Origin of the sequence: Kitasatospora sp. NPDC005751 (assembly GCF_040630835.1) — a bacterium.
GTDB lineage: Bacteria > Actinomycetota > Actinomycetes > Streptomycetales > Streptomycetaceae > Kitasatospora.
The window spans coordinates 94,923-119,744 of the sequence record NZ_JBEXYC010000018.1; the positions used below are offsets into that span (position 1 = coordinate 94,923).

Sequence of the window (24,822 nt, forward strand, 5' to 3'; positions counted from 1 at the left end):
GGCCCCGAACCGCCCCGGCCCCGGCCCCGGCCGTCAGAGCTTCTTGCCCGCCCGCGGCACCGCCAGCGTCACCGCGAGGCCGGTCGGCCGGACCGGGGCGAAGGTGAGCGAGCCGCCGGCGGCCAGCAGCAGGGTGCGGGCGATCGAGAGCCCGAGCCCCGAGCCGTCCACGTTCTGGTGACGCGCGCTGCGCCAGAACCGGTCGCCGGCCCGGGCCAGCTCCTCCTCAGCGAGCCCCGGCCCGGCGTCCGAGACGGTCACCGCGACCTCGTCGCGCCGCACCGCCACCAGCACCCGGACCCGGCTGCCGGCCGGGCCGAACTTGAGCGCGTTGTCGACCACGGCGTCCAGCGCGCTGCCGAAGCCGATCGGGTCGGCCATGCCGAGGGCGAGCGCCGGGCCCTCCCAGCCGAGCTCGATCCCGCGCTGCTGGGCCACCGGCCGCCAGGCGTCCGCCCGGGCCAGGGTGAGCGCGACCAGGTCGGTCGGCTCCGGCTCGGGGCGGGCGTGCTCGGCGGTGGCCAGGCCCAGCAGGTCGTCCAGCACCCGGGCCAGCCGAACGCCCTCCTCCCGGACCCTGCCGAGCTCCTCGTCGTGCCCCTCGGGCAGCTCCAGGCCCAGTACCTCGACCCGTAGTAGCAGCGCCGCCAGCGGGTTGCGCAGCTGGTGCGAGGCGTCCGCGACGAAGGCCTTCTGCTGGTCCAGGGCGAGCACCACGTGGTCGGCCATGTCGTTGAACGAGCGGGCCAGGCGCTGCAGTTCGGGCGGCCCGCCGCCGGGCGCCACCCGGGCGTTCATCCGGCCGGTGGCGATGTCGTGGGTGGCCCGGTCGAGAGTCCGGACGGGCCGCAGCACCCACTCGGTGAGCCGGACGGCCAGCAGCACCGCGACGATCATCGCGGCGGCCTCGCCGGCCCCGATCACCAGCCAGCGGTGCAGCACCCGGGTGCGCATCGGCCCGGTCGGGGACTCGCTGAGCACCACGGCGACCACGTCGCCGTCCCGGACCACCGGGGTGGCGATGGTCAGGGTCCGGTCAGGGGTCCACGGCCAGACCTGCGGCGGGTTGTGGCTGCGCCGCCCGTCCAGGGCCTCCTGGAAGGCCTGCTCGCCCCAGCCGCCGGCGGGTACCCGCCAGTCCTCGGGGGCGGTGGCGATCGGCAGGCCGTCGCGCTGGAAGATGCCGAGCCGCACGCCGTAGAGGTCGTGGTAGCGCGCCACCTCGGCGTCCAGCGCGTGCCGGCGGCTGAGGTCGCCGGGAGCGGGCTGGGACTCCCCCTTGAGGGCGGACTCCAGCCCGGAGACGCCCGAGGTGGGCAGGTCCTGGGCGAACCGGGCGGCGTCGTCGAGCCGGTCGACCACCACCCGGCTCTGCTCGGCGGCCGCGACCGCCGCGGCGAGCGGCAGCCCGAGAGCGGCCAGCACGCAGAGCATCAGGGCGAGCAGGATCCCGAGCAGGCGGGTACGCACGTGCGGTCAGTGCTCCGCGCGGGCCTGGGGGGCTTGCGCCGCGGCCGTCGCGGCGGACCCGGCGGACCCGGCGGCGGCCGGGCTCTCGGGGATCAGCCGGTAGCCGACGCCGCGGACGGCCTCGACCAGCCCGGGCAGCGCGAGCTTGGTGCGCAGCGAGCCGATGTGCACCTCCAGGGTGCGGCCGTTGCCCTCCCAGCCGCTGCGCCAGACCTCGCTGAAGATCTGCTCGCGGCGGTAGACCACGCCGGGGCTCTGCGCGAGCAGCGCCAGCAGGTCGAACTCCTTGCGGGTGAGCGGGACGTCCCGGCCGTCCACGCTGACCCGGCGGCGCTCGCGGTCGATCAGGATGCCGCGGGACTCCAGCGGCCCGCCCTGCTGCGGTACGACGTCGGGGGCGGGCACCGCGGCGGCGGCGGGTGCCGCGCCGCGCCGGGCCACGGCGTGGATCCGGGCGAGCAACTCACCCATGTCGTAGGGCTTGGTGACGTAGTCGTCGGCACCGAGGTTGAGGCCGTGGATCCGGGAGCGGATGTCGGCGCGGGCGGTCACCATGATCACGGGCACGCCGCTGCCGGCCCGGATCCGGCTGCAGACCTCGAAGCCGTCCCGGTCGGGCAGGCCGAGGTCGAGCAGGACCACCCGGTACGGGTCGTTGCCGTCCGGCACCAGCGCGTCGAGCGCCTCGTGCCCGCTGCGGGCGTGCCTGACCTGGAAGCCGTGCCGGCCCAGGACCGCGACCAGCGCGGCGGCCACACGTTCGTCGTCCTCGACGAGCAGCAGTCGCATCGTTCCTCCTCCCCCCGACGTTCCCCGGGGTGTCACGTGATGTTCACGGGCCCCACCGGGCAGGTCCCGGTCCTGCGCAGTATGGGCCAGCGGAGCGCCGGACGCCAGGCTCGGCCACGCCCCGGGACCGCCGGGGACGGCGCGCGGCGGTGCGGGTGCCCGCTGTCACGGTGCCCCCCTGTTTCCCGGTGTGAACGGCACTTGCCGGGCGTGTGGCCGGATCGTGATCCTCAAGTTCCGCTCAGATCGGCTGACGTGGCATCGTCATCGCTCCTATGGTCACCCCACCGGGGGCCGAGGCTCCGCCGGCCGAGGCCCCCGGTTCCTACCATCACTGCCGCCCAAGGGAGTTCGACTCCGGGGGCCGACACGAGGAGCAGGCGCGATGACCGAGAGCCTGATCAAGGACTCCAGCGCCGCCGCGACCGCTCCGCTGGTGGTGCTGAACGGGGTGAACAAGCACTTCGGTGCCCTTCACGTCCTCCAGGACATCGATCTGGAGATCGCCCAGGGCGAGGTGGTGGTGCTGATCGGCCCCTCCGGCTCCGGCAAGTCCACGCTCTGCCGGACGATCAACCGGCTGGAGACCGTCGACTCCGGCACGATCACCATCGACGGCCGGCCGCTGCCCGCCGAGGGCCGGGAGCTGGCCAAGCTGCGTGCCGAGGTCGGCATGGTGTTCCAGAGCTTCAACCTCTTCGCGCACAAGACCGTGCTGGAGAACGTGGTGCTCGGCCAGGTCAAGGTGCGCGGGATCGCCCGTGAGAAGGCGGTGCGGACCGCCCAGGAGCTGCTGGAGCGGGTCGGGGTCGGCGCGCAGGCGTCGAAGTTCCCGGCGCAGCTCTCCGGCGGCCAGCAGCAGCGCGTCGCGATCGCCCGGGCACTGGCGATGAACCCGAAGGTGATGCTCTTCGACGAGCCCACCTCGGCGCTCGACCCGGAGATGATCAACGAGGTGCTGGAGGTCATGCGCCAGCTGGCCGCCGACGGCATGACGATGGTCGTCGTCACCCACGAGATGGGCTTCGCCCGCTCCGCCGCCAACCGCGTGCTCTTCATGGCCGACGGCCGAATCGTCGAGCAGAACACCCCCGAGGCCTTCTTCACCGCGCCGCGCAGCGACCGCGCGAAGGACTTCCTCTCGAAGATCCTGCACCACTGAGCTTCCGGACGGACCACCGGTCGGCGACGGCAAGGACGCCGGCGCCGGTCCCGTCCGCCCGGCCACCTTCCTGTCGCCAGAGCCCGGTTGAACCGTGGCCCAGCCCCGAGGAGAACCACCCTCATGAGGACTCGTCGCACCTTCGCCGTCGCGCTCTGTGCCATCGCGCTCACCGCCACCGCCGCCTGTGGCAAGGACGGCACCCCCGGTGACGCCGCCGCCAGCGGCAGCACCGCCCCCAAGCTGCCCACCTACACCGTCAAGACCGACGCGAAGGTGGACTCCGCGATCTTCGCCGAGGCCAAGAAGCGCGGCCAGCTGATCATCGGCGCCAAGTCCGACCAGCCGTTCCTCGGCTTCGAGGACCTCGCCAGCGGCGACCGCAGCGGCTTCGACATCGAGATCGCCAAGATGGTCGCCGCGGACCTCGGCTTCACCCCGCAGCAGATCAAGTGGCAGACCCTGGTCTCCTCGCAGCGCGAGCCCGCGATCTCCAAGGGCCAGATCGACTTCTACGTCGGCACCTACAGCATCAACGACGAGCGCAAGAAGACGGTGTCCTTCGCCGGCCCGTACTTCATCGCCGGCCAGGACTTCCTGGTCAAGGCGGACAACACCTCGATCACCGGCCCGGAATCGGTCAACGGCAAGAACATCTGCACCGCCACCGGCTCCACCTCGATCAAGAACATCCAGCAGTACTCGCCGAAGATCACCCAGTTCGACACCTACTCGGCCTGCGTCGAGAAGCTGCTGTCGGGCGAGGTCGACGCCGTCACCACGGACGACGCCATCCTCAAGGGCTACGCCTCCAAGTACGCGCCCAAGCTCAAGGTGGTCGGCAAGCCGTTCACCAAGGAGAACTACGGCGTGGGCCTGAACAAGGACGACGCCGCCCTGCGGGGCGCCATCAGCGACGCCCTGAAGGCGCACCAGGACAACGGCGACTGGAAGAAGGCGTACGACGCCACCCTCGGCCTCTCCGGCTCGGCCGCGCCCACCCCGCCGGCCCTTGAGCGGTACTGACCGCCCGCCGACCACCGTTCCTGACCACTCCTGAGAGGAGGGCCGCCGGATGGGTTTCCTGTTCGAGGACGGCAACTTCGCGCTGTTCCGCGACGGCTTCCTGCAGACGATCGAGCTGAGCGCGCTCAGCGCACTGCTCGCCCTGCTGCTGGGCACCCTGCTGGCGGCCTTCCGGGTCTCCCCCATACCCGCGCTGCGCGGCTTCGGCACGGCCTGGGTGACGCTCTTCCGCAACACCCCGCTGACGGTGCTGTTCTTCGCCGTCACGTTCGGGCTCCCGCCGCTCGGCGTGCACTTCAGCCACCTCACCTTCGCGGTGCTGGCGCTGGGCAGCTACACGGCCTCGTTCGTCTGCGAGGTGCTCCGCTCGGGCATCAACACCGTGCCGCTCGGCCAGGCCGAGGCCGCCCGCAGCCTCGGCATGACCTTCGGTCAGACCCTGACCAGCATCGTCCTGCCGCAGGCCGCCAGGACGGTGCTGGCACCGCTGAGCAGCGTCTTCATCGCCCTGCCGAGGAACTCGGCGATCGCCGGCGCCTTCAGCGTCAGCGAGCTGTACAGCGCGCAGCAGTCGTTCTCCGAGGACGGCTACTCGATCTTCGCGATCTTCTTCTGGGTGGCCTGCGCCTACCTGGTGATCAGCGCCGTCGTCGCCCTGCTGTTCCGCTTCCTGGAAGACCGACTGGCGGTGGCCCGATGAACGCCCTCTTCACCCGCTCCTCCACGGCCAGCGTCCTCTACGACGCCCCGGGCCCGCGGGCCCGCACGCGGTACCGGCTGTTCGGGGTGCTGTCGCTGCTCGCGATCGCCGGCCTGCTCTGGTACGCGATCGCCAGCCTGGCCTCCAACGGCCAGTTCGACGCCCAGCTCTGGGACGTCTTCCAGTACAACACCGTCCAGCAGCGGATCGTCGACGGTCTGCTGGCCACCCTGGAGGCCTTCGGGCTGGCCGCGGTCGGCTCGCTGGCCCTGGGCGCGCTGCTGGCGGCCGGACAGCTCTCCGACCACAGGCCGGTCCGCTGGGCGGCGGTCTCCTTCGTCCAGTTCTTCCGGGCGATGCCGCTGCTCATCCTGATCGTCGCGCTCTACTACGCCTTCTTCGCCAAGGAGCCGATGTGGGCCCTGGTGATCGGGCTCACGCTCTACAACGGCTCCGTGCAGGCGGAGATCATCCGCAGCGGCGTCAACGCCGTGCCGCGCGGTCAGGGCGAGGCCGCGTTCGCGCTCGGCCTGCGCAAGACCCAGGTGATGACGACCATCCTGGTGCCGCAGGCGGTCCGCTCGATGCTGCCCACGATGATCGGCCAGCTGGTCGTCACCCTCAAGGACACCTCGCTCGGCTTCATCATCACCTACCACGAGCTGCTGTTCGTCGGTAAGGCGATCGCCAGTCAGCCGCTCAACGCCGCGGGCTTCCCCTACATCCCCGTGGTCCTGGTGATCGGGCCCATCTACATCGCGATGTGCCTGCTGCTCACCGCGCTCGCCCGGTGGATCGAGGCACGCGGCCGCCGCGGCGCGAACCGGCGCACATCAGCTGCTGCTTGACGGACACGCAGGCGAACTGTTGCATTGCTCTTCGTGACACCATCCGGGACCATCCTCGCGGCATATGACGCCCCCTCGTCGGCCTGCCCGGCCCCGGGGGTGCGCGGCTCCGCCCGCCCGGCCGGCCGCTGCGCGGAGGGCCCGGCATGGACCCGGTGATCGTGGTCGGGGCCGGACCGGTCGGTCTGGCCCTGGCCCTCGCCCTCGCCCGGCACGAGGTGCCGACCGTCGTCCTGGACGAGGGCTCCGGGCTCTGCCCCGAGGGCCCTCGCAGCGTCGTGCTCGGGGCCGACACCGCCGCCTTCCTGACCAGGATCGGCTACCCGCGGGCCGCCTCGGACGCCGCCCGGTGGGACGCCTTCACCATCTGGCGCCGCCGCCAGGAGGTGCTGCGGATCGACCTGGCCGACACCCCCGTCCTCCACCTGCCCCAGCACCGCCTCCAGCGCGGCCTGCGCGACGCCCTGACCGGCACCCCGCTGGTGCGGCTGGTGCCGTTGAGCCGCGTCACCGAACTCGCCCAGGACCGCGACGGCGTCAGCGTCCGCACCCGCAACCCGCAGGACGGCACCGAGACCTGGTGGCGCGGCAGCCACCTGGTCGGCTGCGACGGAGCCCGCTCAGCCGTCCGGAAGCTGCTGCGGATCCGCTTCCCCGGCCGGCCGGCCGTCGACCGCAACGCCGTCGCCACCGTCCGGGTCGACCTGCCCTTCACCGAGGCCCGGCTGCACCGCGAGCCCCCGTGGCGCGGCGACCGCGAGGCCTCCGCCCGACCGCTGCCGGACGGCGTCTGGCGCCTCGACTGGCGACTGCCCCCCGGCCGGCCGGTCCCCAGCGAACCCGTCGACCCGCACGCCACCTGGCCCGGCGTCGTCACCGGCGACACCCTGCTCACCCGGGTCACCGCGACCCTGACCGGCTGGTGCGGCGAGCTGCCCCGGTACGAGCTGCTCGCCGCCGCCGACCACACCGCCCAGCAGCGCCTCGCCGCCCGGTTCCGCAGCGGCCGCTGCTTCCTCGCCGGCGACGCCGCCCACCTGCACGGCGCCCTCGGCATGCAGAACCTCGCCGACGGCCTGCGCGACGCCGACAACCTCGCCTGGCGCCTCGCCCTCGCCTGGCATCTGCACACCGGCGGCCCCCAGCCCGGCGGCTCGCTGCTCGACGGGTACGAGGCCGAGCGGCGCGGCGCGGTCGGCGCCCGGCTGCGCGCCGTCGACCAGGCCATGCCGCTGCTGCGCCCGCTGCGCGGCTGGCAGGCCACCCGGCGCTCGCTGCTCTCCGGCTCGTTCCGCAAGCACGCGCCGCTGCTCGCCGACGGCCAGCTCGGCACCGGCCGCTTCGGCGGCGCTCCCGCCTACCCGGCGGCGCCCAGCGGCGTGCCCGGGCGGGTCCCGGTGCAGCGCGGCCGGCGCGACGCGACCTCGCTCAGCGAACTGCTGCCCGCCACCTCGCCCGGCGTGCTCGTCCCGGACCTGCCGGTGCTCACCACCGACGGGACGCCGGACCAGCTGCACGCCCGGCTCGGTGCCCCCTTCCTGCTGCTGCTGGTCGCCCCCGGCACCGCCGTCTGGTCCGCCGAACACTGGCTCGGCGCCGGGCTGATGCCCCGGCTGGCCGAGGTCGCCGCGGCCCTGCCGGTGCCGGCCGAGGTGCTGGTCGCCGAGGAGTACCCGGGAGCCGGACCGCACACCGTGCTGCTGATCCGGCCGGACGGCCATCTGGTCGGGGTCACCCAGGGCGCCGCGGCGGACGACCTCCTCGCGCTGGCCGAGCGCGCCCGGGGCGGGCCGCCGACCCTGGCCGGCGGTGCCGAGCCGGACCAGGAACCCGATCGTCCCGGCCGCGACACCGGCACCGAATCCGCCCGCGGTACCGGCTCCGGTCCCGGGGCGGGCGCCGGGGCCGCCGCGCCCCGACAGGTCCCCGGCGCGACGCCGCGCCCGGCGGACTCGCCTAGCGGGCCACCTCGGTGACCCTGCTCTCCCGCACCACCGTGACCCGGATCTGGCCCGGATAGGTCAGCTCCTCCGCCACCTGCTTGGCGACCTCGCGGGCGATCACCTGCGCCCCGAGGTCGTCCACCACCTCCGGCCGCACCATCACCCGCACCTCGCGGCCGGCCTGCATCGCGTAGACCTTGGCCACCCCTTCGTGCGCCCGGGCGATCTCCTCCAGCCGCTCCAGCCGGCGCACGTAGACCTCCAGCGACTCCTTGCGCGCCCCCGGACGGCCGCCCGAGCAGGCGTCGGCGGCCTGGGTCAGCACCGCCTCGACCGTCCTCGGCTCCACCTCGCCGTGGTGCGCCGCGATCGCGTGCACCACGTCCGCCGACTCGCCGTACCGGCGGGCGAAGTCCGCCCCGATCGCCGCGTGACTGCCCTCGACCTCGTGCGTCAGCGCCTTGCCGATGTCGTGCAGCAGCGCCGAACGGCGCACCGGCGCCGGGTCCACCCCGAGCTCGGCGGCCATCATCCCGGCCAGGTGCGCCGACTCCACCAGGTGCCCCAGCACGTTCTGCCCGTACGAGGCCCGGTAGCGCAGCGTCCCCAGGGTGCGCACCAGCTCCGGGTGCAGCCCGCCGACCCCGGCCGACAGCAGCGCGTCCTCACCGGCCGGGACGCAGCGCCGCTCGACCTCCTCGCGGCTGCGCTCGTGGACGTCCTCGATCCGCATCGGGTGGATCCGGCCGTCCTCGACCAGCTGCTCCAGGGTGAGCCGGGCGGTCTCCCGGCGGACCGGGTCGAAGCAGGACAGCTGCACCGAGACCGGGGTGTCATCGATGATCAGATTGACGCCGGTGACCGCCTCGAAGGCGCGGATGTTGCGACCCTCCCGGCCGATGATCCGCCCCTTCATCTCCTCGTTGGGCAGCCGGAAGAGCGACACCGCCGTCTCGGCCGTCTGCTCGCTCGCCAGCCGCTGGATCGCCCCCGCGACGATCTCCCGGGCCCGCTGCTCGCCCTCCTCCTTGGCCGCCCGCTCGATCTCGCGGACGGCGACGGCCGCCTCCCGCCGCGCCTCGGCCTCGGCCTCCCGGACGAGTTGGGCCCGGGCCTCGGCGGCCGAGAGTCCGGCGGCGCGCTCCAGCTCCGCCGCCCGGCGCCGCAGCAGTTCGTCGGCCTGGATCCGGGACCGCTCCAACGCGGTCGAGCGGTCGTCGAGTTCACCCTCGCGGGCCCGGAGGCGGCTCAGCTCCTCGGTCAACCGCTCCTCGCGCCGGTCGAGTTCGGCCCGCAACCGCGCGGACTGCTCCTCGGCCCGGCGCCGGGCCCGCTCGGTCTCGGCCGTGGCCCGCCGCTGCGCGACCCGCAGGCGCCCGACCGTCAGCCAGGCCGCCGCCACGACGGCGACCAGCACCGCGGCCGACAGCAGGGGGACGACCGGTCCGGCGCTCAGCGCGATCCTCATCCTGCCCACTCCCCGTCCTGCGCGCCACGCCGCCCGGGACCAACCGAGACCGGGCCCGGGCATGCCTGCCCGCGGCACGGCCGGGGAGTGATCGACGCGTTACCCGCACTGAGTGCGAGGCTAAGCGCAGGTTACGAAACGGTCAAGACTGGCCAGGTAGTTGGCGAACTCCTCCACAGCGGGGCCGTCATTCCCACCCGGAACCGGGTCCTCCGTCCACGTCCTCTCCATCCAGACCGCCGTCGGCCGCCTCCGCGTCCAGGACCTCCCGGACCACCCGGAAGGCCAGCCCCTCGGAGTAGCCGCGCCGGGCCAGCACGCCGACCAGACGCCGCGTCCGGGCCTGCCGCTCCAGGCCCCTGGTCACCCGCAGCTTGCGTTCGACCAGGGCCCGGGCCGCCTCGGTCTCGTCGTCGTAGTCCAGCTGCGCGACGGCCTGCTCGACCAGGTCGCCGGCGACCCCCTTGGTCCGCAACTCCTGGGCCAGCGCCCGCCTGGAGAGACCGCGAACGGCGTGCCGGGACTCCACCCAGGCCTGGGCGAAAGCCGCGTCGTCGATCAGCCCGACCTCCTCCAGCCGGGTGAGCACCCCGTCGGCGACCTCGTCCGGGATCTCCCGGCGGCGCAGGGCGTCGGCCAGCTGCTTGCGGGACTTGGCGGCGCCGGTGAGCAGGCGCAGGCAGATGTCCCGCGCCCGGGCCTCGGGGTCGAGCGACTCCTCGGGCTTCGCCGCCCGGGCACCCCGGGCGCCCTTGCGCCCTTCGCCCTCGGCGCGCTCCCGCGCGCGTCCCCGCGTGCGACGGGCACCTGCGCCCCGCCCGGCGCGCCCGCCCTCCTCGGCCGCATCGACCGGGTCGGCGAGATCGGCCGGGCCGGTACGGGAGGCAGGGGCGGCCGCACCCCCGTGGCCGGCCGCCCCTCCCCCGGCCGGATGGCCGGGAGCCGTCTCCTCCACCAGCGCCGAACGGCGCCGGCGCCGACCCGTCGGCAGCTCGGACGCGGACACCAGCCCGAGCGCGTCGTCCAGGCCGTCCGGACCGCTCGCGCCGTCGGGAGCACCCCGCCGCCCGGCCCGGCCGGGCGGCACGCCCCGCTCGGGCCGGGGTCCCGGCCCCGGCTCCGGATCCGGTTCGAACTCCGGCTCCGGCTCCGGTTCCGGCTCGGCCACTGCGGCGAACCAGTCCGGCGGGCCGTAGTCGTCGTCCTCCGGGCCCGCCGGGCCGCCGTCCACCGCCCTGCTGTGCTGCATCAATGACTCAGGCCTTGGCCGCCGCCGTCGTCTTCTTGGCCGCAGCCGTCTTGGCGGCGGTCGCGGTGATCGGCTTGGCCCCGCCCTCGGCAGCGGCGTCGGCACCGGCGGCCGGCGCCTCGCCCTCGGCCGGCTCCGCCGTCTTCGGGCCGATGCCGAGCTTGGTCTTGATCTTCCGCTCGATCTCGTCGGCGAGCTGCGGGTTGTCCCGCAGGAAGTTGCGGGCGTTCTCCTTGCCCTGGCCGAGCTGGTCGCCCTCGTAGGTGTACCAGGCGCCCGACTTGCGGATGAACCCGTGCTCGACGCCCATGTCGATCAGGCCGCCCTCGCGGCTGATGCCCACGCCGTACAGGATGTCGAACTCGGCCTGCTTGAACGGCGCGGCCACCTTGTTCTTGACGACCTTCACCCGGGTGCGGTTACCGACCGCCTCGGTGCCGTCCTTCAGGGTCTCGATCCGGCGGATGTCGAGCCGGACGGAGGCGTAGAACTTCAGCGCGCGGCCACCGGTCGTCGTCTCCGGCGAGCCGAACATGACGCCGATCTTCTCGCGGAGCTGGTTGATGAACACGGCGGTGGTGTTCGACTGGTTCAGCGCACCGGCGATCTTGCGCAGCGCCTGGCTCATCAGACGGGCCTGCAGACCGACGTGCGAGTCACCCATCTCACCCTCGATCTCCGCGCGCGGGACGAGCGCCGCGACGGAGTCGATGATCACCAGGTCGATCGCGCCGGAGCGGATCAGCATGTCGGTGATCTCCAGGGCCTGCTCACCCGTGTCCGGCTGGCTGACCAGCAGGGCGTCGGTGTCCACGCCGAGCTTCTTCGCGTAGTCCGGGTCGAGCGCGTGCTCCGCGTCGACGAACGCGACCGTGCCGCCGGCCCGCTGGGCGTTGGCCGCCAGGTGCAGGGTCAGCGTGGTCTTTCCGGACGACTCGGGGCCGTAGATCTCGACCACCCGGCCGCGCGGGATGCCGCCGACCCCGAGGGCGACGTCCAGGGCGGTGGACCCGGTGGGGATCACGTCGATCGGCTCGTTGGCCTTCTCGCCGAGGCGCATCACCGAGCCCTTGCCGAACTGCCGCTCGATCTGGGCGAGTGCGGTCTCAAGAGCCTTCTCGCGGTCCGTACCTGCCATGGCTTCCACCCTCGGGTTCTGTGCTGTGCGCTTCATCGTTCTCGACGCTAGCGCGTCCCACTGACAATCGGCCCCGACCGGGCTCGACCCTGTGGAAAACTCTTCGCCGGAGAGTACAAAGAACACCTGTTCGATTCAAGTGGCGCAGGTGGGCCGGGCCCGACCGGTCCCGGCCGAACGGTCGGCCGCCGGCCCCGGCGCTACTCCTCGCCGCCCCGGCCCGGGCCCCCGTCCCGCCCGGAGTCCCGCCCGGCGTCACGGCCGCCCCCGTCCTCCCCGCCCGCGGCGCCGTCCGGCCCCACCCCCGCGCCGACCATCCGCCGCAGCCGCCGCGCCGCCTTCCGGCGCAGCTCCCGCCGGGCCCGCCGCTGGGCCCCCCGGTCGATCCGCGGATCGGTGGCCACCTCGTACCGGCGCACGTAGGTGCCGACGAAGCCCTGCAGGGTGGCGGCCGCCGGGATGGCGATCAGCGCGCCCACCGCGCCGAGCAGCGCCGCGCCCGCGATCACCGAGCCGAAGGCCACCGCCGGGTGCACGTCCACCGTCCTGGCGGTGATCCGGGGGTGCAGCAGGTAGTTCTCGATCTGCTGGTAGACGACCACGAACGCCAGCACCCAGAGCGCGTCCACCGGCTCCACGGTGAGCGCGACCAGCACCGGCAGCGCGCCGGCCAGATACGTCCCGATGGTGGGCACGAACTGCGACATGACGCCCACCCAGACCGCCAGCGCCGCCGAGTACGGCAGGTCCAGCAGCGCGAACATCACCCAGTGCGCGAGTGCCGAGGCGACCGCGAGCAGTGCCCGCGAGTAGAGGTAGCCGCCGGTCTTCGCCAGCGCGATCTCCCAGGCCCGCAGCACCTCGCCCTGCTTGGCGGGCGGCAGCAGCGAGCAGACCGTGCGGCGCACCCGGGGGCCGTCCGCGGTGAAGTAGAAGGTGAAGAGCCCGACCGTGAAGGCCTGGAACAGCCCGCCGATCAGGGTCGAGGAGACGCCCCACACGTTGTCGGCGGCCTGCTGCGCGTAGGTCTCGATCGCCCCGGAGTCCTTGAGCAGCTTCTTCTGCAGCTCGTCCAGCGAGAGGTCCTGGTGGAAGGTCTGGTTGATCCAGTGGATCAGGTTGTCGAGCAGGTGCGGCAGGTCACCGGCGATCTTCGCCACCTGGTCGACCAGCAGGGTGCCGAGCGCGGCCAGGAACCCGCCCACCGCGACCGCCACCGCCACGAAGACCAGGAAGGTGCCGACGCCCCGGCGCACCCCCCGGGCCGCCATCCGGTCGACGGCCGGCTCCAGCGCCAGCGAGAGGAAGAAGGCGACCAGCAGCATCACGAAGAGGTCGATCAGCTGGTGGAAGGCCCAGTCGGCGAGCTGGAACAGCCCGACCATGACCAGCGCCAGCACCATGGCGCGGGGCAGCCAGCGCGGCATGCCGGTCCCCAGGAGCCCGTCGGCCGGGGCCGGCGCGCAGTCGCGGGCGGGCTCCCGGTCGGCGCCGTCGCGGTGTTCGGGCCGCCGGCCCGCGGCCTCGTCGGCGACCTGCGCCGACCTGTCCGAATTCTGCGGTTCTGCGCTGCTTGTCACTCGGACAGTCTGTCCCATGCCCGACACCCCACCGGGCACCGGGCACCGGTTCAGCGGAGCACTGCGGAGACGCCCTGGTTCTCGCAGACCATCCGCCAGACGTCCTTGGCCTCCCAGCCCGCGTCCAGGGCCTGCTGCACCGTCCGCCCGCCCAGCTCGCTCATCACGTGGTCGGTGGCGAAGGACTCCGCGTACACCTCCCCGAAGTGTGCGTACATCCGTCGCCAGAATTCGGTCAGCCTCATGCCCACCAGTATCCCGGACCGGACCGGAGGCTTCAGGGCGTCCAGTCGGCCGCCTCCAGCGCGTACTCGACCTCCCCGTGCTCCGAGCCCGGGATCGCCTCCGGGTACTCCTCGTGGAAGGTCCGGACGAAGTGGAGCCCGGCCTTCTCCATCACCCGCCGCGAGCCGCGGTTGACCGTCATCGTGTACGCCACCACCCGGCGCACGCCGAGCTCGCTGAAGCCCCGGCGGATCAGCGCCCGGGCCCCCTCGGTGGCGTAGCCGCGGCCCCAGGCCGGCCGGCGCAGCCGGTAGCCGAGCTCGACCTCGCCGCGGTCTTGCCGGTCCGTCGGGCGGAACTCGAACCAGCCCAGGAAGGCCCCGCCGGCCCGCTCCTCGGCGGCCCACCAGCCGAGGTCGCCGTACCGCCGGTAGTGGTCGAAGTAGAGCGGCAGCAGTTCCCGCTCGACCACCTCGCGCGGGGTGGCCCGGCCGCCGGTGAGGTGGCGCATCACCTCGGGGTCGCCGTCCAGCTCCAGCAGGTGGTCGACGTCGGCGGGGGTGAAGCGGCGCAGCACCAGCCGCTCGGTGGTGAGGTGGACGGTCATCCCCCGATCCTCGCCCACGGCGCGGCGCCCGTCACCCGGTTTCCGGCGGTCCCCAGCCCGGCGCGGGCCCCGGCCACCCGGGGCGGGCCCCGCCCGCTCAGTGCGGCAGCGCGAGCGTCCCCGCGCCGTAGTACTGGCGGTCGCCGCAGGCGTACGGGCCGGGCGGGCAGGCGGCGGCCGCGGTGGTGGCCAGCAGGGTCGCGAGCCGGTCCGAGTCCCAGTCCGGGTGCAGCGCGGCGGCCACCGCGACCGCGCCGGTCACATGGGCCGCGGCCATCGAGGTGCCGGCCAGCGCGGCGTACTGGCCGCCGGGCCAGTCGGAGACCACCGCCCCCTGCGGGCCGCCGTCCGGGTCGCCGCCGGGGGCGGCCAGCGAGACCTTGCCGCGCCCGAAGTTGGAGTAGGCGGACGGGTGGCCGTCCCGGTTGACGGCGGTCACCGTGACCACCCCGGGGAGTTCGCCGGGGAGCCGGACGCACTCCGTCCCGACGTAGCGGGTCCGGGCCGGGCCGGAGCTGCGGTCGTTGGGGCTGCGGTCGTCGGTGCGGGCGGCCCCGAGGTCCTGCCCGTCGTTGCCGGCCGAGGCCACCACCACCGCCCCCTTGCGCCGGGCGTAGTCGACGGCCCGGGCGACGGCGGCGGTCAGCGCGGCCTGGTCGCCGTCCTCCGGGCAGTTGTACTTCCAGGGGTCGGCGAAGTAGCTGTTGTTGATCGCCTTGGCACCGTGGTCGGCGGCCCAGAGCATGCCGCAGACGATGTTCTCCGCGTAGTACTGCCCCAGCGGCCCGAGCAGCCGGACGGCGGCGATCCGAGCGCCTGGCGCGACGCCGCTGACGCCGTGGCCGTCCCGGGCCGCGCCGACGATCCCGGCGACGTGCGTGCCGTGGCCGCTCTCCCCGATCCCGGGGTCGGGCCGCCAGGCGCCGGTCCGGGCGTCCGGGCGGCCGTCCGCGCAGGAGGCGGAGCTCTTCGGGTCCACGGCCGCGCGCAGGTCCGGATGGGTGTCGTCGACGCCCGAGTCGAGCACGGCGACCAGCACCCGGCGCAGCGCGTCGGCGGAGGGGGCGCCCGGTCCGGTGCCGGGACCGCGCAGCAGGGTGGCGGTGGTGTCGGCGGACGGGCCGCCGCCGCTGCCGAGCATCGCGAGGTTCCAGGCGTCGCGCTCGCCCGGGTCGGCCACGGTGGGGGTGGCGTCGTCCGCGCTGTCCGACCCCGCCCGGTCGCCGCCGGCCCCGGCCCCGAAGTCGCCGGCGCCGTCCAGCGGGCGGGGCGGACTCGGCACCGGTGAGGTCCGGGTGGCGCCCACCGCGGCCACTCCGGGCCGGTCCCGGACCTTGTCGGCGAAGCCGCCGGCGGCGTACGCGAGGACCGCCCCGATCTGGGGGTACTCCTGGACGACCTGCCCGCCGGCGGCACGCGCCTCGGCACCGGCCCGGGCGGCGCCGGACGCGTCCTGCCGCTCGGCCAGCACCAGGTAGCTGAAGTACTCCCGCCCGGGCCCGGCCACGTACGGGACGGCGCCGCCGACCACCAGCGCGGTGAGCAGCATCGCGAGCAGTGCGCGGACCGGGCCCCGGGTCCGGCGCGGGGGGACCTGCACGGGACCGCTGCCGGCCGGGTGCGCCTGCGCCATCGCACGGTCTCCGCTCGTCGGTCCCGGTGGCCGCGGGGGTCCGGCGATCACCGGAGGTCCGATGCCACGAGAGGATCAGGTGTCTGAATTATCACCATATGAGCGGATTATCCTTTCTGCCTTTCCGGTGACCCTCCCGACCCCTCCTGCCCCGACTTCGCCACGGCCCGGCACCCCGACGCCCCGCCCTCGCGACACCCCGACGGACCCGGCCGCCCCGGCCGACCGGCGCTGCCGCCTCCACCCGCCCCTTGTCAGTGCCACCCGGCACCATGGGGGCATGGCGCCGAAGACCCACCCCCAGCCGCCCGCCGACCCGCTGGCCGGATTCGCCCCGGCCACCCGGGCGTGGTTCTCGGGCGCCTTCCACGCGCCCACCACCGCCCAGGCCGAGGCCTGGCAGGCCATCGCCGGCGGGACGGACGTCCTGGTGGTGGCCCCCACCGGCTCCGGCAAGACGCTCGCCGCCTTCCTCTCCGCGCTGGACCGCCTGAGCAGCACCCCGCCCCCCGCCGAGCCGAAGCGCCGCTGCCGGGTCCTCTACATCTCGCCGCTCAAGGCCCTCGCCGTCGACGTCGAGCGGAACCTGCGCTCTCCACTGGCGGGACTGCGCCAGGCCGCCGTCCGGCTCGGCCTGCCCGAGCCGGACGTCCAGGTCGGCATCCGCTCCGGCGACACCCCCGCCGCCGACCGGCGCCGCTTCACCACCCACCCGCCGGACATCCTGATCACCACCCCCGAGTCGCTCTTCCTGCTGCTCACCTCCGCCGCCCGGGAGGCCCTGCGCGGCATCGACACGGTGATCCTGGACGAGGTGCACGCCGTGGCCGGCACCAAGCGCGGCGCCCATCTGGCGCTCTCCCTGGAGCGGCTGGACGAGCTGCTGGAGCACCCGGCCCGCCGGATCGGCCTCTCCGCCACCGTCCGGCCGGTCGAGGAGGTGGCCCGCTACCTCAGCCCGCGGCGCGGTGCCGCCGTCGTCCAGCCCGCCGGTGCCAAGGAGTTCGACCTCTCGGTGGTCGTCCCCGTCCCCGACCTCGACGACCTGCCGCCCGCCCCCGCCACCGGCGGCGACACCGACCGGCAGAGCGGCGGAGCCTCGATCTGGCCGCACGTCGAGGAGCGGATCGTCGACCTCGTCCAGGCCCACCGCTCGACCATCGTCTTCGCCAACTCCCGCCGGCTCGCCGAGCGGCTCTGCAACCGGCTCAACGAGATCGCCTACGAGCGAGCCGCCGGCGAGCCGCTCCCCGAGGCGCACGCGCCCGCCCAGGTGATGGCCGAGTCCGGCGTCGCCAGGGGCGCCCCGCCGGTGATCGCCCGCGCCCACCACGGCTCGGTCTCCAAGGAGCAGCGCGCCCTGGTCGAGGAGGAGCTGAAGGCCGGCCGGCTGCCCGCCGTGGTCGCCACCTCCAGCCTGGAGCTCGGCATCGACATGGGCGCCGTCGAGCTGGTCGTCCAGGTCGAGTCACCGCCCTCGGTCGCCTCCGGCCTCCAGCGGGTCGGCCGGGCCGGCCACCAGGTCGGCGCCGTCTCCACCGGCGTCTTCTTCCCCAAGTACCGGGGGGACCTGGTGCAGTCCGCCGTGGTCACCGAGCGGATGCGGGCCGGCCGGATCGAGGCGCTGCGCATCCCGCGCAACCCGCTGGACGTGCTCGCCCAGCAGCTCGTCGCCATGACGGCGCTGGACACCTGGCCGGTGGACGACCTGCTCGCACTGGTCCGCCGGGCCGCACCGTTCGCCACCCTGCCGCAGTCCGCCTTCGACGCCGTGCTGGACATGCTGGCCGGCCGCTACCCCTCGGACGCCTTCGCCGAGCTCCGCCCCCGCCTGGTCTGGGACCGGGTGGCCGGTACCGTCACCGGCCGCCCCGGTGCCCAGCGGCTCGCCGTCACCTCCGGCGGTACGATCCCCGACCGCGGCCTGTTCGGCGTCTTCATCGCCGGCTCCGAGGCGGCCGACTCCAAGGCCGGCCGCAAGGGCACCGGCGGCCGCCGGGTGGGCGAGCTGGACGAGGAGATGGTCTACGAGTCGCGCGTCGGGGACGTCTTCACCCTCGGCACCACCTCCTGGCGGATCGAGGAGATCACCCACGACAAGGTGCTGGTCACCCCCGCGCCCGGGGTCCCCGGCCGGCTCCCGTTCTGGAAGGGCGACACCCTCGGCCGCCCGCTCGAACTCGGCCGCGCGCTCGGCGCGTTCACCCGCGAGCTGGGCGCGCTGGAGCCCGCCGCCGCCACCGCCCGGCTCCGGCAGGCCGGCCTGGACGACTGGGCCGCCGGGAACCTCCTCGGCTACCTCACCGAGCAGCGCGCCGCCTGCGGCCACCTCCCGGACGACCGCACCATCGTGGTCGAGCGCTTCCGCGACGAGCTCGGCGACTGGCGGATCGTCATCCACTCCCCGTTCGGCGCCCAGGTGCACGCGCCCTGGGCGCTCGCGATCGGCGCCCGGCTGCGGGAGAAGCACGGTCTGGACCCCCAGGTCATGCACGCCGACGACGGCATCGTGCTCCGCCTCCCCGACGCCGACCTGCTCGACTTCCCGGTGGAGCAGCCGGCGCCGGACGACGCCCCGGTCGGCGCCGACGCCGCCCTGTTCGACTCCGGCGAGATCGAACAGCTCGTCACCGACCAGGTCGGCGGCTCCGCCCTGTTCGCCTCCCGCTTCCGCGAGTGCGCCGGCCGCGCCCTGCTGCTCCCCCGGCGCAGCCCGGGCAAGCGCACCCCGCTCTGGCAGCAGCGCCAGCGATCCGCGCAGCTCCTGGAGGTCGCCTCGGAGTACGGCTCGTTCCCGATCGTCCTGGAAGCCGTCCGGGAGTGCCTCCAGGACGTCTTCGACGTCCCCGGCCTGGTCGAGCTGATGCGGGACCTCGAATCGCGCGCCGTGCGCCTGGTCGAGGTCACCACGCCCGAGCCCTCCCCGTTCGCCCGCTCGCTGCTCTTCGGCTACGTCGCCCAGTTCCTCTACGAGGGGGACTCCCCGCTCGCCGAGCGCCGGGCCGCCGCCCTCGCGCTGGACTCTCGGCTGCTCTCCGAGCTGCTCGGCCAGGCCGAGCTGCGCGAGCTGCTCGACCCGCAGGTCCTGGCCGAGCTGGAGGCGGAGCTCCAGCGGCTCACCCCCGAGCGCCGGGTCAAGGACGCCGAGGGCGTCGCCGACGCCCTGCGGCTGCTCGGTCCGCTCACCGAGGCCGAGCTGACCGCCCGCGGCGCCGAACCGCTCTGGGCCCTGGAGCTCGAAGCCACCCGCCGGGTGATCGCGGTCCGGATCGCCGGCGAGCAGCGCTGGGCCGCCGTCGAGGACGCCGGGCGGCTGCGCGACGCCCTGGGCACCCCCCTGCCGGTCGGCGTCCCGGAGGCCTTCACCGAGCCGGTCAAGGACCCGCTGGGCGACCTCCTCGCCCGGTACGCCCGCACCCACGGCCCGTTCACCGCCGCCGAGGCCGCCGCCCGCTTCGGCCTCGGCAGCGCGGTGGTCGCCGGCACCCTGCAGCGCCTCGCCGCCGCCGGGCGGCTGGTCCAGGGCGAGTTCCGCCCGCCCGACGCCCACCCCCTCGTGCCGGACGCCGCTCGCCCCGCCTCCACCGACGGCCACTCCGCCACCGTCGAGTGGTGCGACGCCGAGGTGCTGCGCCGGCTGCGCCGCCGTTCGCTGGCCGCCCTGCGCCAGGAGGTCGAGGCCGTCCCGCCGCGCGCCCTGGCCGCCTTCCTCCCGCAGTGGCAGCACCTGGCCGGCCACCGGCTGCGCGGCCCGGACGGCCTGCTCCGGGTGGTCGAGCAGCTCCAGGGCACCGCCCTGCCCGCCTCCGCCCTGGAGCGGCTGATCCTCCCGGCCCGGCTCGCGGACTACTCCCCAGGCCTGCTGGACGAGTTGATGGCCGCCGGTGAGATCGGCTGGTCCGGCGCCGGCGCCCTGCCCGGCAAGGACGGCTGGATCGGCCTGCACCTCGCCGAGCACGCCCACCTGCTGCGTCCGGAGCCCGTCCCGCCCGCCGTCACACCCGTGCACACCGCGCTGCTGGAGGCCCTGGCCGGCGGCTACGGGCTCTTCTTCCGCCAGTTGGTCGCCCAGTTCCCCGACACCCCCGAGACCGAGGTCGTCGAGGCCCTCTGGGACCTGGTCTGGGCCGGGTACGTCAGCAACGACACCCTCGCCCCGCTGCGCGCCCTGCTCGGCTCCGGCCGGACGGCCGGCGCGACCGCCCACCGGGCGCCCCGGGCCACCCCGCGCGGGCGCTACGGCGGCGCGGGCCGGGCCTTCGGCCGGGCCGGCGGCACGCTGCGCGGCGGACCGCCGACGGTGGCCGGGCGCTGGTCGCTGCTGCCCGCCTTCGACGCCGACCCGACGGTGCGGGCCACCATCCAGGCCCAGAGCCTGCTGGACCGGCACGGCCTGCTGACCCGGGGCGCGGTGGTGGCCGAGCGGATCCCGGGCGGCTTCGCCGGGGTGTACCGGGTGCTCGCCGCGATGGAGGAGCGCGGCCGGGCTCGCCGGGGGTACTTCGTGGAGGGGCTGGGCGGCGCCCAGTTCGCCATGGACGGCGCCGCCGACCGGCTGCGGTCCGTCAGCGGGCGGCTGGAGCGGGCCCGGGCCGCCGAGTGGCCGGCCGGTCCGGCGGCCGAGCCCCCGCAGGTGCTGGTCCTGGCCGCCGCCGACCCGGCGAACGCCTACGGCGCCGCGCTGCCCTGGCCCGACCCGCCGGGCACCGCGGCACCCGGTGCCGAGCGGGCCACCGCGGCCGGGGAGGCGCCGAAGGAGACCAAGGAGGCCCGGGAGGCCAGGGCGCACCGCCCCGGCCGCAAGGCCGGCGCCCTGGTGGTGCTGGTCGACGGCCAGCTGGGCCTCTACATCGAGCGGGGCGGCAAGTCCCTGCTGGCCTGGCCCGAGGACGAGGCCACCCTCGCCGCCGCGACGGCCGCGCTGGCCTCGGCGGTCCGCGCGGGGGCGCTCGGCAGCGTCACCGTCGAGCGGGCCAACGGCGTGCCCGCGCTCGGCTCCCCGCTCGGCGCCGCCCTGGAGGAGGCGGGCTTCCACCCCACCCCACGGGGCCTGCGGCTGCGCCCCTGACCCGCCCCGGGCCCGGGGAACGGCGGGCGCCCGCCGCCGGGCACGGCGAAGGCCGCGAGGCGGAGAACCACCTCGCGGCCTTCGCACCGCGTCACTGCACTCACCCGATCGGAGGCTCTGCCTCCATCCGGGCCTTCGGCTCACCCGTTCGGCGCGGCTCCGGTCCGGTGGACCACCGGTCCGCGTGCACCGGGATCAGCCCGAGCCCCCACCCGCCGGCCGCGAGCAGCCCCAGCGCGGCCCCGTCGGCGGGTTGGCCCCGGAGCACCAGCCAGCCGGCGAGAGCGCCCGCCGACATCGGCAGGAGCCTGCGCAGACGCCGGGGAACCAGCTGCCCCAGCCGTATTCGGGCCTCGGCGAACGTCGTAGCTGCCTTCCGCACGACCGGCCTCCTTCGCTCGCCCCGGGCACCAGGCGCCCGGGCGTCGAGGCCAGGTCAGGCGGCGACCACGTCCATCGCGGCGGCCTTGGGCGAGAGGTTCGCCCGGTCGTTGCCGGGGGCGGGCAGCGGTACCGGTTCGAGCACCGGCCTCAGCAGTTCACCTTCGGAGAGGCTGGACATCGCCGCAAGTTCGGCGAGCGAGAGTTCGTCACTGACCTCGCGCATGACCTCGGACATTCGAACGTCGAGTGCGTCGCAGATCGCGGAGAGCAGCTCCGAGGAGGCCTCCTTCTGTCCCCGCTCGACCTCGGAGAGGTAACCGAGCGAAACCCTGGCTGCTGCCGACACCTCGCGAAGTGTGCGGCCCTGGCGCTGGCGCTGCCGACGCAGTACATCGCCCAGTAGGCGACGGAGCAGGATCATCGGTGCCTCCCTCCTCGGACTGCGGATCGAGATGTCACGCCCCCACCGTACCGCCTTGCCCGCTTCGCATGCGGGGACCATGGTCGTGTTCACTCTGGGCTGCAAGGCTGTCCCCTCCCCTGTTTCGGTGTCGCACCCCGGCCTGCGGGCACCTCGTCGTACCCTCCGTGCGGCACCGGGTCACCGCCGCGCCACTCGTTCGCCACCTGGTTTCTGCCCCAGGACCTCCGATGTAACACGATCCTCCGTCGACCTCATCCCCGGACGCCAGTTCGGCAGATCTCGGTTCGGTGGAGATCTGCGCCGACGGACCGGTCCGGACACCGGGGGCGGAGCCTTCCACGGTGCGGGCCGGACGGCGGACACCGAGGGCGAGCGGCTGGTCAGTGCGTGGACGCACCGGACGGGAGCCGCCCGACGAGCAGCTCCAGAGCGGCGGTCACCGCTCCGTGACGGATTGTGGCACGGTCCCCCGACAGTCGCGGCGAACTGACCCGACTTCCCCCCGGGCCGGCCAGTGCGAGGTGTACCGTGCCCACCGGCTGTCCGTCCTGCGGATCCGGGCCGGCCACTCCGGTGGTCGCGAGCCCGTACGTGGCCCCCAGCAGCCGGCGCACGCCCTCGGCCATCTGCCGGGCCACCAGCGGGTGGACCGGGCCGTGCACGGCCAGCAGCCCCTCGTCGACGCCGAGCACCGAGGCCTTCAGCTCGGTCGCGTACGCGGTGACCGAGCCGCGGAAGGTCGCGGACGCCCCGGGGACGTCGACCAGCGCGGCGGCCAGCAGCCCGCCGGTGAGCGACTCGGCGACCGCCAGCGTGGCGCCCTCCCCGCGCAGCGCGGCGTGCGCCTTCAGCGCCGCCGCCCCGTAGTCAGCTCCGGAGTCGCCCGCTCCGACGTTGTCCGCTCCGAACCCCACCCCGTCCGCCTCCCTCACCGGCCGGCGCGCTCCGCGGCCAGCCCCTCACGGCGCAGGCGCAGCGCCTGCCCGACGTAGTCCAGCGCCGTCCCGACGGTGAGCAGCACCGCGAGCGCCATCAGCACGGCCCGCGCGGTGGCCAGCCAGCCGGTCAGCTCCAGGACGTACATGCCCACCGCGATGCCCTGGGTGAGCGTCTTCAGCTTGCCGCCCCGACTGGCCGGGATGACCCCGTACCGGATCACCCAGAACCGCATGACGGTGATGCCCAGCTCCCGGGCCAGGATGACGACGGTGACCCACCACGGCAGGTCGCCCAGCACCGAGAGGCCGATCAGCGCCGAGCCCATGATCGCCTTGTCGGCGATCGGGTCGGCGATCTTCCCGAAGTCGGTGACCAGGCCCTTGCGGCGGGCCAGCTCGCCGTCGAACAGGTCGGTGATCATCGCGACCGCGAACGTGGCCCAGGCCACCGCGCGCCACTTGGGGTCGTGGCCGCCGTCGGCGAAGAGCAGCGCCACGAAGACCGGCACCAGCAGCAGCCGGAGCATCGTGAGCATGTTCGCGATGTTCCAGATTCCCGGCGCCGGCGGGGCCGCGGCCGCCGGTCTGCCCGGGTGAGCCGCGGCCGGAGCGCCGGGCCCCTTGGTCATTCCCCGGCTCCCGGGGCCTGGCCGACCCGGACCTGCTCCAGCGCCTCGGCGATCAGGTCGACGCCCTCACTGGCGACCACGCGGGCCCGGTAGAACCGGCCGACCTGCGGGTCGGCCACCCCGGTGAGCGTGGTGAGGCCGTCCGTCTCGGGGGCCTGGTGGGCGGCGCGGCCCTCGACCAGGTCGCCGTCGACCGACTCGATCAGCACCTCGACCTCGGTCCCGATCCGCTGCTCGGCCCGCTGGGCGGTCATCTCCTCGGCCAGCCTGGAGAGCCGGTTCAGCCGGTCCGCCACCACGTCCTCGGGCAGCTTGCCGTCGAAGGTCGCCGCCTCGGTGCCGTCCTCGTCCGAGTAGCCGAAGACGCCGATCGCGTCGAGGCCCGCGTGCGTGACGAACCGCTCCAGCTCGGCGAAGTCCTCCTCGGTCTCACCGGGGAAGCCGACGATGAAGTTGGAGCGGGCGCCGGCCTGCGGGGCCTTGCCGCGGATGGTCCCGAGCAGCTCCAGGAACTGGTCGGTGGAGCCGAACCGCCGCATCCGGCGCAGCACCGCGGGCGCCGAGTGCTGGAACGAGAGGTCGAAGTAGGGCACCACGTCGGCGGTGCCGGTCATCGCGTCGATCAGCCCCGGCCGCATCTCGGCGGGCTGCAGGTAGGAGACCCGGACGCGTTCGACGCCCTCGATCGCGGAGATCTCGCCGAGCAGCGTCTCCAGCAGCCGGATGTCGCCGAGGTCCTTGCCGTAGGAGGTGTTGTTCTCGCTGACCAGCACCACCTCGCGGACGCCCTGCGCGGCCAGCCACTGGGCCTCCTGCAGCACGTCGGAGGGGCGGCGCGAGATGAACGAGCCGCGGAAGGCCGGGATGGCGCAGAAGGAGCACCGGCGGTCGCAGCCCGAGGCGAGCTTCACCGAGGCGACCGGGTTGTCGTCCAGCCGCTTGCGCAGGGTGCGCGGGCCGGAGGCCGGGGCGAGGCCCTCGGGCAGGTCCTCGGGGGCGCCGTGGCCCGGCAGGGCGACCTCGGCGGCGGCGGCCTGGCGCTCGACCGGGCTCAGCGGCAGCAGCTTGCGGCGGTCGCGCGGCAGGTGCGGGGCGTGGTGGCCGCCGGACAGGATGGTCTGCAGGCGGTCGGAGATGTCGGAGTAGTCGTCGAAGCCGAGCACGCCGTCCGCCTCGGGAAGCGCGTCGGCCAGCTCCTTGCCGTACCGCTCGGCCATACAGCCGACCGCGACGACGGCCTGGGTGCGGCCGTGCCCCTTGAGGTCGTTGGCCTCCAGCAGGGCGTCGACGGAGTCCTTCTTGGCGGCCTCGACGAACCCGCAGGTGTTGACGACGGCCACGTCGGCGTCGGAGGCGTCGTCGACGAGCAGCCAGCCGTCGGCCTCCAGTCGCCCGGCGAGTTCCTCGGAGTCCACCTCGTTGCGGGCGCATCCGAGCGTGACAAGGGCGACAGTACGGCGTTCAGGCATAGGGCCAAGATTAACGCGCGGCCTCCGGTGCCGTTCGCCCCGGAGGCCGCGCGCCTCGGATTACCAGATCTT

General features: G+C 74.6%; 20 protein-coding genes. 6 read left to right on the forward strand and 14 right to left on the reverse strand.

Going from position 1 to position 24,822, the window contains the following annotated elements; all coding sequences use genetic code 11:
- Positions 1-33: 33 nt before the first annotated feature.
- A complete protein-coding gene (locus tag ABZ497_RS18845) occupies positions 34-1,470 on the reverse strand; it encodes a HAMP domain-containing sensor histidine kinase (RefSeq protein ID WP_329489823.1) in 1,437 nt (478 codons plus the stop codon).
- 6 nt (positions 1,471-1,476) lie between these two features.
- A complete protein-coding gene (locus tag ABZ497_RS18850) occupies positions 1,477-2,259 on the reverse strand; it encodes a response regulator transcription factor (protein WP_359806508.1) in 783 nt (260 codons plus the stop codon).
- A gap of 385 nt (positions 2,260-2,644) precedes the next feature.
- Between ABZ497_RS18850 and ABZ497_RS18855 the strand changes: the two genes are divergently transcribed.
- From ABZ497_RS18855 to ABZ497_RS18875, 5 genes are all read left to right on the forward strand, one after another.
- Positions 2,645-3,421, forward strand: a complete 777-nt coding sequence (locus ABZ497_RS18855) for an amino acid ABC transporter ATP-binding protein (protein ID WP_329489821.1) — start codon at positions 2,645-2,647, stop codon at positions 3,419-3,421.
- 123 nt (positions 3,422-3,544) lie between these two features.
- On the forward strand, positions 3,545-4,447 hold the full coding sequence (locus tag ABZ497_RS18860) for a glutamate ABC transporter substrate-binding protein (RefSeq protein ID WP_329489820.1): 903 nt from the start codon (positions 3,545-3,547) through the stop codon (positions 4,445-4,447).
- A gap of 49 nt (positions 4,448-4,496) precedes the next feature.
- Positions 4,497-5,147: an amino acid ABC transporter permease gene (locus ABZ497_RS18865; RefSeq protein ID WP_329489819.1), complete on the forward strand. Its 651-nt coding sequence runs from the start codon at positions 4,497-4,499 to the stop codon at positions 5,145-5,147.
- Positions 5,144-5,995, forward strand: coding sequence for an amino acid ABC transporter permease (locus ABZ497_RS18870; RefSeq protein WP_359806511.1), 852 nt, complete (start codon positions 5,144-5,146; stop codon positions 5,993-5,995). The genes ABZ497_RS18865 and ABZ497_RS18870 overlap by 4 nt, the downstream gene beginning before the upstream one ends.
- A gap of 146 nt (positions 5,996-6,141) precedes the next feature.
- Entirely contained in the window at positions 6,142-7,971 is a 1,830-nt protein-coding gene (locus ABZ497_RS18875) for an FAD-dependent monooxygenase (protein ID WP_359806514.1), read from the forward strand.
- On the opposite strand, the gene rny is transcribed toward ABZ497_RS18875, so the two are convergent.
- From rny to ABZ497_RS18910, 7 genes are all read right to left on the reverse strand, one after another.
- A complete protein-coding gene (rny, locus tag ABZ497_RS18880; protein ID WP_359806516.1) occupies positions 7,952-9,406 on the reverse strand; it encodes a ribonuclease Y in 1,455 nt (484 codons plus the stop codon). The genes ABZ497_RS18875 and rny overlap by 20 nt on opposite strands.
- A 187-nt stretch (positions 9,407-9,593) precedes the next feature.
- Positions 9,594-10,655: a regulatory protein RecX gene (locus tag ABZ497_RS18885; protein ID WP_359806518.1), complete on the reverse strand. Its 1,062-nt coding sequence runs from the start codon at positions 10,653-10,655 to the stop codon at positions 9,594-9,596.
- Between the two features lie 7 nt (positions 10,656-10,662).
- Positions 10,663-11,793: a recombinase RecA gene (gene recA / locus ABZ497_RS18890; protein WP_329489815.1), complete on the reverse strand. Its 1,131-nt coding sequence runs from the start codon at positions 11,791-11,793 to the stop codon at positions 10,663-10,665.
- A 200-nt stretch (positions 11,794-11,993) separates the two neighbouring features.
- A complete protein-coding gene (locus ABZ497_RS18895; protein ID WP_359806566.1) occupies positions 11,994-13,232 on the reverse strand; it encodes an AI-2E family transporter in 1,239 nt (412 codons plus the stop codon).
- 191 nt (positions 13,233-13,423) lie between these two features.
- Positions 13,424-13,618, reverse strand: coding sequence for a DUF3046 domain-containing protein (locus tag ABZ497_RS18900; protein ID WP_359806521.1), 195 nt, complete (start codon positions 13,616-13,618; stop codon positions 13,424-13,426).
- A gap of 32 nt (positions 13,619-13,650) precedes the next feature.
- A complete protein-coding gene (locus tag ABZ497_RS18905) occupies positions 13,651-14,205 on the reverse strand; it encodes a GNAT family N-acetyltransferase (RefSeq protein WP_359806523.1) in 555 nt (184 codons plus the stop codon).
- Positions 14,206-14,302: 97 nt separating this feature from the next.
- Entirely contained in the window at positions 14,303-15,838 is a 1,536-nt protein-coding gene (locus tag ABZ497_RS18910) for a S8 family serine peptidase (protein WP_359806525.1), read from the reverse strand.
- A gap of 280 nt (positions 15,839-16,118) precedes the next feature.
- Here ABZ497_RS18910 and ABZ497_RS18915 point away from each other — a divergent pair, with 280 nt between their 5' ends.
- Positions 16,119-20,906: an ATP-dependent helicase gene (locus ABZ497_RS18915; RefSeq protein ID WP_359806528.1), complete on the forward strand. Its 4,788-nt coding sequence runs from the start codon at positions 16,119-16,121 to the stop codon at positions 20,904-20,906.
- Positions 20,907-21,006: 100 nt separating this feature from the next.
- On the opposite strand, the gene ABZ497_RS18920 is transcribed toward ABZ497_RS18915, so the two are convergent.
- The 5 genes from ABZ497_RS18920 to rimO form a co-directional block, all read right to left on the reverse strand.
- Positions 21,007-21,288, reverse strand: a complete 282-nt coding sequence (locus tag ABZ497_RS18920) for a hypothetical protein (protein ID WP_359806531.1) — start codon at positions 21,286-21,288, stop codon at positions 21,007-21,009.
- Positions 21,289-21,342: 54 nt separating this feature from the next.
- Positions 21,343-21,711, reverse strand: a complete 369-nt coding sequence (locus ABZ497_RS18925) for a helix-turn-helix transcriptional regulator (protein WP_329489809.1) — start codon at positions 21,709-21,711, stop codon at positions 21,343-21,345.
- A gap of 383 nt (positions 21,712-22,094) precedes the next feature.
- Complete coding sequence (locus tag ABZ497_RS18930; protein WP_329492264.1) at positions 22,095-22,565, reverse strand: CinA family protein; 471 nt, start codon at positions 22,563-22,565, stop codon at positions 22,095-22,097.
- 77 nt (positions 22,566-22,642) lie between these two features.
- Entirely contained in the window at positions 22,643-23,281 is a 639-nt protein-coding gene (gene pgsA / locus ABZ497_RS18935; protein ID WP_359806535.1) for a CDP-diacylglycerol--glycerol-3-phosphate 3-phosphatidyltransferase, read from the reverse strand.
- The gene (gene rimO / locus ABZ497_RS18940) at positions 23,278-24,750 is read right to left on the reverse strand and encodes a 30S ribosomal protein S12 methylthiotransferase RimO (protein ID WP_329489807.1); all 1,473 of its coding nucleotides are present in this window, start codon (positions 24,748-24,750) and stop codon (positions 23,278-23,280) included. Before rimO ends, pgsA begins: the two co-directional genes overlap by 4 nt.
- Between the last annotated feature and the right edge of the window lie 72 nt (positions 24,751-24,822).

Coding starts and splice junctions, on each gene's coding strand:
- ABZ497_RS18850 (WP_359806508.1), bottom strand. CDS start 2,259: ATGCGACTGCTGCTCGTCGAGGACGACGAACGTGTGGCCGCCGCGCTG.
- ABZ497_RS18855 (WP_329489821.1), top strand. CDS start 2,645: ATGACCGAGAGCCTGATCAAGGACTCCAGCGCCGCCGCGACCGCTCCG.
- ABZ497_RS18860 (WP_329489820.1), top strand. CDS start 3,545: ATGAGGACTCGTCGCACCTTCGCCGTCGCGCTCTGTGCCATCGCGCTC.
- ABZ497_RS18865 (WP_329489819.1), top strand. CDS start 4,497: ATGGGTTTCCTGTTCGAGGACGGCAACTTCGCGCTGTTCCGCGACGGC.
- ABZ497_RS18870 (WP_359806511.1), top strand. CDS start 5,144: ATGAACGCCCTCTTCACCCGCTCCTCCACGGCCAGCGTCCTCTACGAC.
- ABZ497_RS18875 (WP_359806514.1), top strand. CDS start 6,142: ATGGACCCGGTGATCGTGGTCGGGGCCGGACCGGTCGGTCTGGCCCTG.
- rny (WP_359806516.1), bottom strand. CDS start 9,406: ATGAGGATCGCGCTGAGCGCCGGACCGGTCGTCCCCCTGCTGTCGGCC.
- ABZ497_RS18885 (WP_359806518.1), bottom strand. CDS start 10,655: ATGCAGCACAGCAGGGCGGTGGACGGCGGCCCGGCGGGCCCGGAGGAC.
- recA (WP_329489815.1), bottom strand. CDS start 11,793: ATGGCAGGTACGGACCGCGAGAAGGCTCTTGAGACCGCACTCGCCCAG.
- ABZ497_RS18900 (WP_359806521.1), bottom strand. CDS start 13,618: ATGAGGCTGACCGAATTCTGGCGACGGATGTACGCACACTTCGGGGAG.
- ABZ497_RS18905 (WP_359806523.1), bottom strand. CDS start 14,205: ATGACCGTCCACCTCACCACCGAGCGGCTGGTGCTGCGCCGCTTCACC.
- ABZ497_RS18910 (WP_359806525.1), bottom strand. CDS start 15,838: ATGGCGCAGGCGCACCCGGCCGGCAGCGGTCCCGTGCAGGTCCCCCCG.
- ABZ497_RS18915 (WP_359806528.1), top strand. CDS start 16,119: ATGGCGCCGAAGACCCACCCCCAGCCGCCCGCCGACCCGCTGGCCGGA.
- ABZ497_RS18925 (WP_329489809.1), bottom strand. CDS start 21,711: ATGATCCTGCTCCGTCGCCTACTGGGCGATGTACTGCGTCGGCAGCGC.
- pgsA (WP_359806535.1), bottom strand. CDS start 23,281: ATGACCAAGGGGCCCGGCGCTCCGGCCGCGGCTCACCCGGGCAGACCG.
- rimO (WP_329489807.1), bottom strand. CDS start 24,750: ATGCCTGAACGCCGTACTGTCGCCCTTGTCACGCTCGGATGCGCCCGC.